The following is a 14,364-nucleotide window of genomic DNA, read 5'->3' as shown; positions in this document are numbered from 1 at the left end:
TAAAAAAAGGGATGTGTGAAACTCATTCCTTTTTTATTTGTAGAGAAAAGAATTCGTATTAGCATCGGATTTTTAATTTCTATATGAGATTCTATATATTTGTGCACAGTTTTCTTTAAATGCTTTTGAACAAATTATCAAATATGTATTATTGCATAAATAAATTACAATTTATAAGTTAATATTAAACTACTTTTAAATTGTAAAGAATATTTTAATAATCTTTATAGGAGAAGGATATTTCTTGTTGAAAGTGAAATTGTTTGGGATGTGAATAAACAAAAAGTTTAGAAGTGATACAGACTCAATAGAGTTTTGTATTAAATAAAAAGAAAAGGGGTATGGGCTTGTAAAAGTTTTCGGGGGTTAAAAAGCACGTTTTAGTTAATAGCTTCAAATTATATTTTAAAGGGGAAATGGGTATATGAAGTTTCGAAATACAAAGCTTGCTATGGTTACACTATCTTCATTTTTTATTTTAGGTACTGCATCTCTATCATTCACAGATATCATACACGGTGAAGTAGCTTCTGCATCACCACAAGAGATTACTGCAAAAAGCTATGACGATACATATTATAATAATGCAATAGGAAAAACGGGTTTAGAATTAAAGAAGGAACTTCATAATATTATTGATGATCATACAAAGTTATCATACAGTGCGGTTTGGGAAGCACTAAGAGATACTGATGAAGATCCAAATAATAAAAACAATGTGATACTCTTATATACTGGGCGTTCGCAAGGGAAACTTACGAATGGCTCAGGAGTTGATAATTGGAACCGAGAGCATGTTTGGGCAAAATCTCACGGTGATTTTGGAACGACTGCAGGAGCTGGAACAGATTTGCATCATTTAAGAGCGACGGATGTATCTGTAAATAGTTCACGTGGAAATCTGGATTTTGATAATGGTGGTGTGAATCATTCGGAAGCGACAGAATGTAAATACGATAGTGATTCTTGGGAACCTCGTGATAGTGTAAAAGGAGATATCGCTAGAATGCTATTTTACATGGCTGTTCGTTATGAAGGAGACAACGGCGAAATAGACTTAGAATTAAATGAAAAGGTGAATAACAATAAAGATCCATACATGGGCAAACTATCCGTTTTACTAAAATGGAATGAACAAGACCCGGTAGATGATTTAGAGCGAAAGCGTAATGAAGTGATTTTTACGAAATATCAACATAATCGTAATCCTTTTATTGATCATCCGGAATGGGTAAATAAAATTTGGAACTAGATTTTTAAAGGCATTCTATTTGGATAAAAAGGGATTGATCATTATGATCAATCCCTTTTTATATCTATACTAGAATAAGTGATTTTTATAGGATTGGAGAGGAGAACAGGATAGATATTTTATCAAGTTAAGTATAAAAGGAGTCTTTTAATACGGTCCCCACTCAATATTTACGCCAATAATAAGAAAAATAAGTCCGATCATAAACCAAATGAATGCAAGTGGAGCCATGAAGCGAATCCATTTTCCGTAAGAAATGCCGCTCGCTGCGAGAACGCCCATTAAAACACCGGAAGTTGGATTGAGGCAGTTCACTACTCCTTCGCCAAGCATAACAGCTTGTACTGTAACTTGGCGTGTAATGTGCATGAAATCGGCAAGTGGAGCTAATATCGGAATGAAAATAACAGATTCTCCTGTCCCAGATGAAATGAGGAAATGTAATGCAGCACTACTTACATACATGCCGATAACGCTAAATACAGGGCTTTGTCCTTCGAGAGACTGTGCGAGTTGATTAACAATTGTATCAAGTAATTTGCCTTGTTCTAGAATGACTGAAATACAACGAGCCATTCCGACGATCAAAGCACCGTAAATGAGATTTTGGCAGCCTGCTAGAAAAGTAGAAGCGATATCGTTTGCTTTCATGCCACCTATTATTCCCGCTGTAATTGCAATGAAAATAAAAGTAGTGGTCATTTCTGCGTCTGTCCAATGTAGACGGAAAGCGCCTATTAAAAATACAATTAAGGATAAAGCTGAAACGAGTAAAATTAATTTGTGACGTATTGTCCAAGGAACTTCAGTTTTCTCTATTTCTTTCTCACTTGAAAGAGCATTACTTGGAAACCAGTTATCTCCGAGTATGCTTCCTTTATTCGTTTTTTTTAAGCGTTTTACATACCAATTAATATAAAGAATCGTGGCAATTAAAAAAGAGATATAAATTGCTGTGCGTAAACCAATCCCTGAAAACATCGGAAGTTCTGCGATTTTTTGTGAAATGCCTAAAGGTGAGGGAGATAATATAGTAGCATTAAAACCAGCATAAGTGCCTAAATAAATAATTGCTACGCCGACGATAGCATCCCATTTCAATGTGCATGCAACGATGATGCCGATGGGGATAAAACCAATAACTGAGTTAACGATAATGCCAGTTGTTCCGAGAATAGAAAAGAGTGCGGCGACAATACAAATGAAAAGTAATTGCTGATTACGAAATTTGTTAATAACATGATAGATTAAACCGTCAAGAGCGCCTGTTTTTTCAAGAATGGCAATGGCTCCACCTGTAAATAAAATTAAGAAGATGATCGGAGCAGCAAGTGTCATCCCTTTTTCAATAGCGGTAAAAAAAGAAACAAATCCTACCGGCGATTGTGGAACAGAATGATAACTTCCTGGTATTGTCGTTGTAACAGTGCCGTTTGTAACTCTTTTAAACTCTCCAGCAGGAACGAAATAGGTAGCAATGGCACAAAGTAAGGCAATAAAAAATAATAGTACGTACGCGTCAGGCATTTTAAACTTTCGTTTACTCTGCTGCTTTTTTACCTCGGTATGTAATTGCATAAAAAACCTCCTTTTTCACCTGGTTAATTTTTAATATTCTGAAATTTATCTGTGAAATCGATTATAATAAAGGTTGCTCCCTAAGGCAATAGTTTTTCTGTCCTTTTCCTGCAATACAAATTCTTGCAACATTAGACAGGGAAACGAAAAGAATCCAAGAATATGTTATATAGAAAGAATAAGGAAAAGAGGGAAAAAAGATGTGGAAAACTACGGATTTATGTGATGGGTTTGAAAAGGAATTACAAATATGTCGCCAGTCTTTTCGATCTTTTGGGAAGAAAGAACAATTTTACGGGAAAATTGCAACGGTGAAAGTGAAGGATGATAATGTACTAGTGAAAGAAGGATTGCAAACACTACCAGAAGGAACGGTATTAGTTGTTGATGGCGGCGCGTCTACGAATTGTGCGTTACTGGGCGATAATTTGGCAGCTATTGCGGAGGAAAGAAAGCTGGCAGGAATTATTGTGAATGGATATGTTCGTGATTCTAGTGAACTAAAGAATATTAACATTGGTATTTTAGCGTTAGGAACGATGCCAAATAGAAGTGTAAAAGAAGGAAAAGGCGAGCAGAATATTTCATTGCAATTTGGACAAGTAGAATGGAAGCCGAATGAGTATGTGTATGCGGATGAAGATGGCGTCATTATTAGTGAAAAGAGTTTGCATCTTTAAAGGATAGTAAGTTACTATTCTTAGAAAATAAATCCGATAAAGCATGGACAAAATTCTTTGTCAATAGTAAAATAATACAGAAATTTATAATTTACAGAATGTATAGGTTTATCGTTTTACGATAACTGAAATGGAAGTAAGTAGTGCCTAGAAAAGTGAATGTTATCACAATGATACGTTCATAAACAAAATTATTTTTCCTATACAAATATAGCCGCGAATGATGCGGGTAGGAGGTGTTGCACGGTTTGTTCGACACTTACAAAAAAAGAGTGTCAATTGCACGCCCTTGAAGGGCCTTTTTTTGTGTGAATAGTAGTAAGGGAGGAAATTTTGGGATGGCAATGTTGAAAAAATGGCTGCTTACATCGTTAATGGCAGTTACACTTGTATTTGTTTCTTTTGCGAATACAGTACATATTACGTTTGCTGAAGGAAATACAGCAAAACTTGCAATTATTGGGGAATCACAAAAAGGCATTATGTTATGTCCGAAAGAAGAGCAAATTGCAGATGGGGAAACAGCTTTAAGTTTGCTGCAAAAGGTTATGGGGGACAAAGTAGAATCTGAAACGATGTCGTTTGGAACATATGTAAAAGGCATCGACGGTTTAATGGCCGGGGCTACAAGTGGTTGGACGTACGATGTAAATGATACATCTGCACAAGTTGGGGCAGATAGTTATAAATTAAAGTCTGGAGATGTTGTTGTCTTTCGTTTTGTTGCAGACTGGAGCAATATGAGCCAGGAAACATTACAGCAAACATTAGATAAATTTGGTACTTGTAAAACTGTAGAAGAACCAAAGACAGATGACCCAAAACAAGAAAAACCAGAAGAACCAAAAACAGATGATCCAAAACAAGAAAAACCAGAAGAACCAAAAACGGATGATCCAAAACAAGAAAAACCAGAAGAACCAAAGACAGATGATCCAAAACAAGAAAAACCAGAAGAACCAAAAACAAATGATGAAAAGGTAGAACAACCAAAGCAAGAGAACATTCAAGTTCCAGCAGCGCAAGTAAATGACGCAATCTCTAAGACATCTGAAAAGATGTTACAAGATGGAATTGAAAGTGATTGGGTAGCTTTAGGCCTTTCTCGTTCTGGAAAGAATGTTCCAATTGAGGCGAAATTAAACTATGTTAAGTCAGTAACTGAAAAAGTAGAAAAGCGCATTAACCGTTTTTCAGCGACAGATTTAGCTAGAACAATTATTATGATGAATGCAATGCAAGCAGACCCTACAAAGGTTGGCGAACATAATTTAGTTCAAAAATTGTACGAATCAGATAAAGTGAATTCTGTTACAGGTTATACATTTGCTTTACTTGCATTTGATACGAAGAAATATGAAGTGCCAGTGAATTCAAAATGGAATCGAGTTGCTTTAGTAGATGCACTTCTAAACGCACAACATACAGATGGCGGCTGGACTTACGATAGCGCAAGCAGTAAAGACAGTGCTAGTAGCGTTGATGTAACAGGTATGGTTTTATCAGCATTAGCTCCTTATCAAGATCGACCAGATGTGAAGCCAGCTGTAGAAAAAGCTGTTGCCTATTTATATAAAGAACAACTAGAAAATGGTGGTTTTTCTGCTGATGGACAAGAAAACTCTAATAGTGTTGCGCAAGCAATTATTGGATTATCACTTGTGAAAGATGCAGATCAAAATCGACTACATAAGGCAGTGCAAAATCTACTGTCATACCAACTTCCAAATGGTGAATTTAAATGGTTACCAAGTGATCAAAACGGTAGCGGAATGGCTACAGAGCAAGCATTCTTAGCTTTACTTCAGTTTAAAGACATTGGAAAATCGATTTATGATTGGTCAAATGTATCTGTTCCTGAAGTCGATCAGAAATCAAATGTAGATTCAGAAAATGTTGTAGTAGAAAAAGAAGTTACTGAACAACCAGAAGAACAAAAACAAGAAACGAAAGATGACAATTTAAAAGTTGTTGTCGATAACGAACCGGTTAAAAGCAAAAAATCCGGAAACGGTAGCACACTACCGAAAACAGGAGCATCTTCTCATAGTGCAGCTACAGAAGTAGGTATGGGTGTATTATGTATCGCTTCTGCATATGTATTATGGAGACGTAAAGCAGCTTAACAAAAATTAGGAGCAATTATTTGCTCCTAATTTTTAATATGAAAGGTGAGAGACAACATGAGTAAGATGAAGTGGTTTATTTCTTTAATGCTTTCACTTGGGCTACTTGCCGGATGTGAAGAGGCAGCTGTAAAGCCTGAGAAGAAAGTAGAACCAAAGCAAGAAGAGGTAGCAAAACAAGAAGAGAAAAAAGATGAAGCGACACCGGAAGAAAAGCCGGAGGAAAAACAAGCTGAACAAGAGAAAAATAAGCAAGACGAACAGAAAGAGAAACAAGAACAAAAAGTAGAAGAGAAGCCGAAAGAAGAAAAGCCACAGGCACAACCGGAAGTAAAGAAAGAAGAAAAACCTCAGGAACAGCCTGTCGCTACTAAGCAACCAGAACAACAAAAAGCACAAGAAGAGAAACAACAGCAGCAACAACCGAAAGCACCAGAAGTAAAAGAAGAAGCTAAGGTTGTGAATCAGCCGAAAGAAACACCGAAGCAGGAGCAGAAGGTTGATCCGAATAAAGAGAAACAAGTAACTGTACCAACGCCACCCACACCGGTACCAGATCCAGTACCGCCAGTGCCAGATCCAGTAATACCAAAACCAAAACAAGTCACGATCTCAGTAAAAGGTGATAAAGGGTACTTATTAGGTGCGAGAAAAATGGATGTACAAGAAGGCGATACTGTTTATAAAGTATTGCAACGTACAGGTTTAGATGTGGATGCAATGGGCTCTAAAGGTGATATTTATGTAAAAGGTATTAATGATTTATATGAAAAAGATATTACAGATACTAGTGGATGGAAATATCGTGTGAACGGTGCGTTTCCAAACCATAGTGCAGGTGTAGTAACAGTTAAACCAGGAGATACAATTGAGTGGGTGTATGTATTAAAATAAGAAAGGCATTCGGTAAAGGACTATGAAAATAAGTTTTGCTTCTTTACATCCTTTTGTGAATTTTTTCTATTATATCGGGGTGATGATACTATGTATGATGTGTCTTCATCCTCTTTTTTTAATTGGGGCAATACTATTAATCGTTATAATTAATGTGATGCAAGGGAATAGCGAAAAGATAAGAAAGATGTTACCGAGCACAATTGTTTTCTTTTTTATGGTCATTTTATTTAATTCGTTATTAACACATAGAGGTCGAACTACGTTATTTTGGTTAGGTGATAGCCGCATTAAGCTTGAGGCGATTATGTTTGGAGTAGTAATGGGATTATTACTAGTTGCGATTATGTTTACGTTTGCTTCGTATAATGATATTATTTCAAGTCATAAATTTTTATATTTGTTTTCTAGAATTTCACCGAAAGTAGCATTGTTAACGATGATTACAGTGAGGTTTGTTCCTTTATTTATGAGGCGATTACAGAAAATAACACTCGTCCAAAAGACAAAAGGTGTACAAGTAGATGCAGGTTCCATAGTGGAACGGGTGAAAAATGGTATGCAGTTGCTGCAAGTATTATTAATTTGTTCGTTAGAAGATGCATTGCAAACAGCTGATTCTATGCAAGCGCGTGGGTTTGGTGTAACGAAGCGTACGACATATATTCGGTATAGAATGGAAAGACGCGACTGGTACACACTCAGTTATTTAACGATTCTATTTATAATTGCTATTATATGTAGTACGTATGGCGGAGGAAAGTTAATCATATATCCGAAAGTCGAATCTATTCTATTTCAGCAATACGATGGAGTGATGTTTGGTGTATTTATGATGTTTATTAGTCTACCAATTATAATGGAAGGAAGGGAATGGATATGGTGGCGCATGCAGAAATAAACAATTTATCATTTGTATATGCTGATGAAAACGAATATGCGTTACAGCATATTTCTCTTTCTATTCAAAAAGGAGAGTTTATTACACTTGCCGGCGGATCAGGATCCGGGAAGACGACTTTATTAAAACATTTTAAAAAGGAATTACTTCCAATTGGTACACGCTCAGGAGAAATTTTTTATGATGATGTTTTATTAGAGGAAGTACCTGATTTATTATCTGCACAAGAAATTGGCATGGTATTTCAAAATCCAGAAAATCAGCTCGTAATGGATACGGTCATTCAAGAATTAGCATTTTCTTTAGAAAATATCGGATTACCATCACATATTATTCAAAAACGAATAGCAGAGCTTATTAGCTTCTTAGGATTTCAAGATTTATTGCACCAATCTGTTCATACGTTATCTGGCGGGCAAAAGCAGCTTGTCAATTTAGCTGCGGTATTAGTTATGCAGCCGAAATTATTATTATTAGATGAACCGACGGCGCAGTTAGATCCCATTGCTGCGAAAGAGTTTTTAGGATTGTTAAAACGTATTAACGAAGAACTTGGCATTACGATTGTGTTAAGTGAACATCGTTTAGATGAAGTGATCCCACTTGCTACGCGCGTTATTTGTATGAATAATGGTCAAATCGTGTATGATGGAAATCCTAAAACGGTTATCGCGAACATGTGGGAAGTAGAAAAATTCCGTCCATTTATTCCGCAAATTCCAAGATTGTTTTTAGAGTGGAATGCAAAAGATATTCCCTTTACAGTGCGAGAAGCGCAAATGAAACTGAATAATTTTTCAGAGATATCATATGTGAATGAGCCAATAGCACAAAGTGAAAAGCACGAAGTTATTTTAAGTGCAGAGCATATTTCGTTCCAATATGAAAAAAATAGTCCACTTATTTTACGAGATTTAACTGTATCGATTGAAAAAGGAAAATGGGCAGCTCTCGTTGGGAAAAATGGTACAGGTAAGTCTACACTGTTAACGCTTTTAGCTGGATTGCAAAAAGCGAGAAGAGGGAAAGTAAAGTGGAATGGGAAAGTGATACATAAAATTGATTCGAAAGAACGATTTAAAAGTATTGGGTATGTATCGCAGCATCCATATTATCATTTTACATTTGATACAGTGTGGGATGAGGTGTATGAACGTGCACGTGAATTATACGGAGAACGAGGAAAAGAAATAGCAGAAGATGTGCTAAAACAATTTTGGTTATATTCGCTTAAAGAACGCCACCCGCATGATTGTAGCGGGGGAGAACAACAATTACTCGCGTTATGTACAACGTTATTATCAAAGCCGACTTTATTATTACTTGATGAACCGACAAAGGGATTAGATCCATGGAAGAAAGAACGAGTAGGAGAGCTATTTAGGAAGTTGCAAAAAGAAGGTACAACAATTGTAATGGCAACGCATGATATTGAGTTTGCAGCGAAATACGTTGATCAATGTATGATGTTATTTGACGGAGCAGTTATTATGAATGATGCACCGAAAGAATTTTTTAGTGGTAACTTCTTTTATACAACATCTATTAATCGATTCATTCGAAAAGAGTTGCCATATGCATTAACGTGGGAGGATGTGTACGAAGCGTGTCCAAACGATATGTTGCATTCATAATATGTATTTTTGCAGTAATAATAGGCACATTACTCTTTACGACACTTATCATGGACGGTTATTACATGTTAAGTAGTTTGTTTTTATTAGTTGTTATTATGTTACCGTTCTATATTCGTTTTGAAAGAAAGGCGTTTGTTTCACGTGAAATTGTTCTCGTTGCTGTGTTAGCAGCAATTGCAGCAGTTAGCCGCGTACCATTTTCTCTTTTACCAAGTGTACAGCCGACTTCTTTTGTCATTATCGTTTCTGCGATTGTGTTTGGGAGTGAAACTGGTTTTATGATCGGGGCAACAGCGGCCATCGTATCTAACATTTTTTTAGGACAAGGTCCGTGGACGCCGTGGCAAATGTTTTCTTGGGGCATGATTGGTTTTATAGCTGGATTATTACGTAATACATTTTTAATGAAAAAGCTATGGGGAAGACTTCTATACGGATTGTTTGTTGGATTTTTATTTGGCTGGATTATGAACTTATGGGGGCTTCTCGGGTTTATACGTGAGGCAACGTGGGAAGCTGTTATTTCGTATTATATCGCAAGTTTTTATTTCGATTTGAGCCATGCGATTTCAAATGTTATTTTCTTACTATTATTTAGTACGTCTTGGATTACGATTCTTACGAGATTCAAAAAGAAATATGGCATATTAGATAAGCATAACATGGCATAGAAAAGCATACTCATATAAGGTAGGGTCGCGACTTACATATTCGTTTGCCTCTTTCATGCTTCTTACATATTGTAAGGAGCATTTTTTATTGTCAAAAAATTGATCCAATATACTTCCGTTATTATATAAGATTATTTGTATAATAGTAGGTGAGAAATGTTTTCGAAGAGGAGGTGTATAGTTAATGAAGTTAGTTATTCCGAAGCAACACGGTGCATGGGCTATGCTCGTTATACCATTTCTATTAAGTGTCATACTTGGGAAACCTACTATGTATCATGTTCCGTTGTTTTTAGCTTGGTTCTTTATCTATTTAGCTACGTATCCATTTCTTACGTACATAAAGCAAAGACGAAAAAAAAAGTATTTACATGCTGCAATTGTATATTTTATCATCGCATTTATATTTGGGATGATTTCTCTATTATATGAATGGCGCATTCTTTTATTCGTAGTATTCATGATCCCATTATTTATAGTAAATATGTATTACGCTCGTCAAAAAAATGAAAGAGCATTACTAAATGACATCAGTGCAATTATTGTTTTCTGTATTGGTGGTTTAGTTAGTTATTATTTTTCAATGAAACTTATAGATAAAACAGCATTATTTATTGCGCTTATTTCATTTTTATATTTTTTAGGAAGTACGTTTTATGTGAAAACGATGATACGCGAGAAAAATAATCCGAAGTATCGCCTTATATCATGGGGTTATCATATTCTATTAACAATCATTGTATTTGCTATTAATCCCTGGTGCTCCCTTATTTTTATACCGAGTGTCATTCGAGCAATTATGTTGTACGGTAAAAAGATTTCTATTATAAAAGTAGGGGTTTTAGAAATTGCTAATTCTGTATATTTTTTAATCATAACGGCAATAATTATGAAGTATGCCATTTGAAAAAACTTCCCACCTTATGATGGGAAGTTTTTTCAATCTTGTTCTAAAATGTGAACGGTGTAATCACAGCGTTGAATAGCTTGTTCGATCGCATAAAGAGATTGTTCAATACGTGCGCGATTAAAGTCTTTTTCAACAGTTTGTAGTGCTGCTTCTAAACAATGTTTTGCTTCTTGTAATGATTGAAAAGAATCTTGTACATATCCGCGAGCATTTTCGTGCATTTCATAATCCTCCTTGCATGTTCATATATGTATAGTATGAACAGTAAGAAGCAAAATATAATTTGTTATATTTGTTTGACAATTAAAATGAAATTACGTATAGTAAGAATTAAGTGAATATTTTCTTATCCAGAGAGGTGGAGGGACTGGCCCGATGAAACCCAGCAACCGCGATGCAGGTGCTAATTCCAGCAGAACAAATTTGTTCTGGGAGATAAGACGAAGATATATACGTAACTTCTTCTTATCGGAGAGGTTTTTTTATTGCAAAAAAACCGATTACGAAAATTTATATTAAGAAGAAAGGGGTTGCGAAGTACTGTGACACTCGAAAAATACGTAAAACTGCGTAGTACAGTTTATGAATATATGATAGAGCAAGATAAGCCAATATCATTGTTAGATATTCAAGAACATATCGTTTCGCATCATGAAGGAAAATTCACGAAAAAGATGTTACATCAATTTTATTTATCAAGACTATTAGATGAACTGAAACTGGATGGGAAAATCACATTAGCTGATGAATATCTCTATACTGAAAAAGGGGTATTTTATAAGGCGAGAAAAGGGAGCTAAGCTCTCTTTTTTTTGAAGTATGTAGAGTAAAAGACTGCTTAAGCAGCCTGATACAGGGAATGGTGTTGAGTGTGTAGTGTCAAAGATTGAATATGCCTGAAAGAGGCAATTCATATCGGCTGCAAATGAAAAGAGACACCTTCGCCGAATAGGTGTCAGTCGTTTTGTCATATAGGCTTGCTATTTGACAGTTATTAGAATAACATGCAGGGGTTGTGGAAGTCAAAAGGGAATTAAAGGAAGAGGTGCTATTATGTACGCTTACTTATTACATGATATAACAAAATGGATTCCTAAGTACATTATGGATCAAGGGTATGAATATTATGAAGAAGGACATGTAGATGATGTTGAAATACAAGGCAAGAAAATATTTGCTTTCGTTACTGGAAATGCAGGAAACTATGAAGTGATTATTGATCTTGAAGACTTTACAGAAAGTAGCTGCGAATGTCCATATGAAAACTATTGTAAGCATATGGCGGCAGTTGTTTATGATATTCAAGGTGCTGGTGAGAGTACAGTGAAAGAGAAACTGAAAGATTTAGAAAAGGAAGAGTTACTTACCGTATTAAATCGTTTATTACAAAGTTCGAAAAACATGCAAATTGTAGAGCAGATGTTAAAGAAGGGGAAACTTTAACTTATAGAGGGAGTTGTTTTGTAGTGAATGTATTAATTGTATACGCTCATCCTAGTCCTTCAAGTTTTAACGCAGCGATTTTAAAGCATGTGCAAAAAGGGTTACAAGAAACAGATCATTCAGTTACGGTACTTAATTTATATAAAGAACAATTTGATCCCGTCCTTGTATTTAATGAAGAGAAGAAAAGGCTCGTACGTTATGAATGAAATGAAACGTATTATAAATTGTTGTAATTATGATAATAAACTTTTTCGTACATATATTAATTGCTTAATCCAATTGAAGAAATGTAGTGAAACGTTTCAACAAATACAGATTCAATTAAGAAATGATTATTTAATAAGAGGAATTTGTGAAAGAGAAGTGGATGAGTTAGTAAGAGGAAGTAAAGAGTATGAAGCGTATTTTCTCCCTAAAGCGTTACAATGGAATTTCCTTAAGAAAAATCCACATTTAATTGAACAAGTATGTGGAGATTTTTTTGCATTTGAGGCATTACATCTTACGGAGATAGAGTGGGAGAATGTGATAAATTGCATGGGAAATAAATAATTTATTATGTAAGAAAGCTAGTATAAAACTAGCTTTTCGTTTAAATAAATAAGAAACATAGACTAATGATAAATCCTGCATATAGTAAGTTAACAACGCAAAATCCCATAATGTCACGAGCACCTAAACCAGCTATCGCTAATGCGGGTAATGCCCAGAAAGGTTGAATTAAATTTGTCCAAGCATCGCCCCACGCAATTGCCATTGCTGTTTTTGCTGCAGGTACACCAAGTTCAGCGCCAGCAGGAATCATAATTGGTGCTTGCACGGCCCATTGACCGCCACCAGATGGAACGAAAATATTAACGATGCCAGCACTTAAAAAAGTAAAGAGCGGGAAAGTCGTTTCGTTTGAAATGCTAATAAAGAAATTCGAAATAGCTCCTCCAAGTGAAAGTCCTTCACTATTTGCTCCAATCATCATCCCCATAATTCCTGCATAAAACGGAAATTGAAGTAAAATACCAGAAGCACTTTTCGTAGAATCTGAAAAAGCGCGAATATATTGAATCGGAGTACGGTGGAAAATAAGTCCAGCAATTAATAACATAAAAATCACGATATCTAGCGTAAGGTTAAAGCCTTTCGTATAAAAGTAATTGAAAATATAGATAAGACCTAACAAGCCAACGCAAAGTGTAATAATGATGCTATTTTCCATTTTTTCAGCGAACGTATTGTTTCCTACTTCTTGAGCGGCAGCTTCTTCATGGAATACGCTAGGATTTACAGTTATCGTATGTTTTTCATCTGGATGCATCGCTTTATTAATGAGAGGCATTGTAACAAGAAAAATAATAACTGGTACAAGTGCGTATGGTGAGAATAACGTTTCTGTTATTGGAATCGCTTCTTTAATACTTCCAGCTGTCGTTTTAATTAACGTTTCACCGCCAGTTGCTAACGTAAGAGGAATAGAAGCAGAAAGCCCCGCATGCCAAATGAGAAATCCAGAGTAGGAAGAGGCAATGGCTAGTCTATAATCTAATCCTTCCAACTGCCTTGCTACTTCTTTTGCATATAATACAGATACAACAATACCAAATCCCCAGTTTATGTATGCCCCTAGTAAACTAACGATTGAAATGGCAATAATACCTTGTCCATTCGTTTTCGGTAATCTTGCAGCTTTCGTTAATCCTTTTTTAATAAGAGGCGCGTTTGCTAAAGCAGATCCTGTCACGAGTACAAGTGCCATTTGCATAGAAAAGGCGAGAAGTCCCCAAATACCATCACCCCAATGAGTGATCATCTCGACCGGCGTTTGGTGAGTCGCAAACATGCCGAAGAAGATAACAAAAACAGTTAATAAACATGATAAAATAAACGGTTCTGGCAAGAAACGTTGCACTAAGGCGACGCAACCATTTGTAAAAGAACGAAACAAAATAGATCAACCTCCTTATGTATGTTTATTACAATTATTCGAGGTTGTTTCGTTCATAACCTTTTGAATTTAGAAAATTCTGATATTTTTGTAGGGATTGAAATATTGTCAAGAAGAGTAGTACCACCATTACCCTGACAGAAAAAGTTGCTTTTCCTCAATATGAAATATTGCATATAAAAATGAATTGATGCAAATGTAAAAGCTTATTATAATGAAAGCATAAATATACAACACATCTTAATACAGCAAAGAGGAGGAAGTTATATGGAAATCGCGATGGCAGTTTTAAAATTTTTAGGTGGAGTAATTCCTTTAGTTCAAGAACTT

The 14,364-nt window shown here is 35.5% G+C and carries 14 protein-coding genes, 1 pseudogene and 1 riboswitch; of the genes and pseudogenes, 12 read left to right on the top strand and 3 right to left on the bottom strand.

The window, feature by feature from the left end; all coding sequences use genetic code 11:
- The first annotated feature begins 424 nt into the window (after window positions 1-424).
- Entirely contained in the window at window positions 425-1,252 is an 828-nt protein-coding gene (locus AAG068_RS16465) for an endonuclease I family protein (RefSeq protein WP_098345556.1), read from the top strand.
- 147 nt (window positions 1,253-1,399) lie between these two features.
- Here the strand turns inward: AAG068_RS16465 and AAG068_RS16460 are convergent, their stop codons facing one another.
- Window positions 1,400-2,830: a YfcC family protein gene (locus tag AAG068_RS16460; RefSeq protein WP_342715021.1), complete on the bottom strand. Its 1,431-nt coding sequence runs from the start codon at window positions 2,828-2,830 to the stop codon at window positions 1,400-1,402.
- Window positions 2,831-3,030: 200 nt separating this feature from the next.
- Here AAG068_RS16460 and rraA point away from each other — a divergent pair, with 200 nt between their 5' ends.
- From rraA to AAG068_RS16425, 7 genes are all read left to right on the top strand, one after another.
- The gene (rraA, locus tag AAG068_RS16455; protein WP_342715020.1) at window positions 3,031-3,510 is read left to right on the top strand and encodes a ribonuclease E activity regulator RraA; all 480 of its coding nucleotides are present in this window, start codon (window positions 3,031-3,033) and stop codon (window positions 3,508-3,510) included.
- A 338-nt stretch (window positions 3,511-3,848) separates the two neighbouring features.
- Entirely contained in the window at window positions 3,849-5,636 is a 1,788-nt protein-coding gene (locus tag AAG068_RS16450; protein WP_342715018.1) for a DUF4430 domain-containing protein, read from the top strand.
- A gap of 57 nt (window positions 5,637-5,693) precedes the next feature.
- The gene (locus AAG068_RS16445; RefSeq protein WP_342715017.1) at window positions 5,694-6,530 is read left to right on the top strand and encodes a DUF4430 domain-containing protein; all 837 of its coding nucleotides are present in this window, start codon (window positions 5,694-5,696) and stop codon (window positions 6,528-6,530) included.
- Window positions 6,531-6,552: 22 nt separating this feature from the next.
- The gene (locus tag AAG068_RS16440; protein WP_342715016.1) at window positions 6,553-7,431 is read left to right on the top strand and encodes an energy-coupling factor transporter transmembrane component T; all 879 of its coding nucleotides are present in this window, start codon (window positions 6,553-6,555) and stop codon (window positions 7,429-7,431) included.
- Window positions 7,404-9,065, top strand: a complete 1,662-nt coding sequence (locus AAG068_RS16435) for an ABC transporter ATP-binding protein (RefSeq protein WP_342715015.1) — start codon at window positions 7,404-7,406, stop codon at window positions 9,063-9,065. Before AAG068_RS16440 ends, AAG068_RS16435 begins: the two co-directional genes overlap by 28 nt.
- Window positions 9,038-9,739 carry an ECF transporter S component gene (locus tag AAG068_RS16430; protein WP_306182465.1) on the top strand — a complete coding sequence of 234 codons (702 nt, stop codon included), beginning with the start codon at window positions 9,038-9,040 and terminating at the stop codon, window positions 9,737-9,739. The genes AAG068_RS16435 and AAG068_RS16430 overlap by 28 nt, the downstream gene beginning before the upstream one ends.
- Window positions 9,740-9,923: 184 nt before the next feature.
- Window positions 9,924-10,646 (top strand): YwiC-like family protein, encoded by a 723-nt coding sequence (locus AAG068_RS16425; protein WP_342715014.1) that lies wholly within the window; start codon window positions 9,924-9,926, stop codon window positions 10,644-10,646.
- A gap of 32 nt (window positions 10,647-10,678) precedes the next feature.
- On the opposite strand, the gene AAG068_RS16420 is transcribed toward AAG068_RS16425, so the two are convergent.
- Complete coding sequence (locus tag AAG068_RS16420; RefSeq protein ID WP_000544998.1) at window positions 10,679-10,870, bottom strand: hypothetical protein; 192 nt, start codon at window positions 10,868-10,870, stop codon at window positions 10,679-10,681.
- A gap of 122 nt (window positions 10,871-10,992) precedes the next feature.
- A riboswitch (SAM riboswitch) is annotated at window positions 10,993-11,091 on the top strand.
- Window positions 11,092-11,191: 100 nt separating this feature from the next.
- Here AAG068_RS16420 and AAG068_RS16415 point away from each other — a divergent pair.
- The 4 genes and pseudogenes from AAG068_RS16415 (at window position 11,192) to AAG068_RS16400 (ending at window position 12,647) form a co-directional block, all read left to right on the top strand.
- Window positions 11,192-11,449: a hypothetical protein gene (locus AAG068_RS16415; RefSeq protein WP_000171478.1), complete on the top strand. Its 258-nt coding sequence runs from the start codon at window positions 11,192-11,194 to the stop codon at window positions 11,447-11,449.
- Between the two features lie 253 nt (window positions 11,450-11,702).
- Window positions 11,703-12,092: an SWIM zinc finger family protein gene (locus tag AAG068_RS16410; protein WP_342715011.1), complete on the top strand. Its 390-nt coding sequence runs from the start codon at window positions 11,703-11,705 to the stop codon at window positions 12,090-12,092.
- A 23-nt stretch (window positions 12,093-12,115) separates the two neighbouring features.
- Window positions 12,116-12,283 (top strand): annotated as a pseudogene (locus tag AAG068_RS16405) (NAD(P)H-dependent oxidoreductase); the annotation flags it as partial.
- Between the two features lie 10 nt (window positions 12,284-12,293).
- A complete protein-coding gene (locus AAG068_RS16400) occupies window positions 12,294-12,647 on the top strand; it encodes a group-specific protein (protein ID WP_342715010.1) in 354 nt (117 codons plus the stop codon).
- Between the two features lie 40 nt (window positions 12,648-12,687).
- On the opposite strand, the gene AAG068_RS16395 is transcribed toward AAG068_RS16400, so the two are convergent.
- Window positions 12,688-14,034 carry a short-chain fatty acid transporter gene (locus tag AAG068_RS16395; RefSeq protein ID WP_342715009.1) on the bottom strand — a complete coding sequence of 449 codons (1,347 nt, stop codon included), beginning with the start codon at window positions 14,032-14,034 and terminating at the stop codon, window positions 12,688-12,690.
- Window positions 14,035-14,364: the final 330 nt, after the last annotated feature.

It is taken from the genome of Bacillus paramycoides (assembly GCF_038971285.1).
Classification (GTDB): domain Bacteria; phylum Bacillota; class Bacilli; order Bacillales; family Bacillaceae_G; genus Bacillus_A.
Note: the sequence above shows the minus strand (reverse complement) of the source record. Positions and strands in the feature narration are given on the sequence as shown.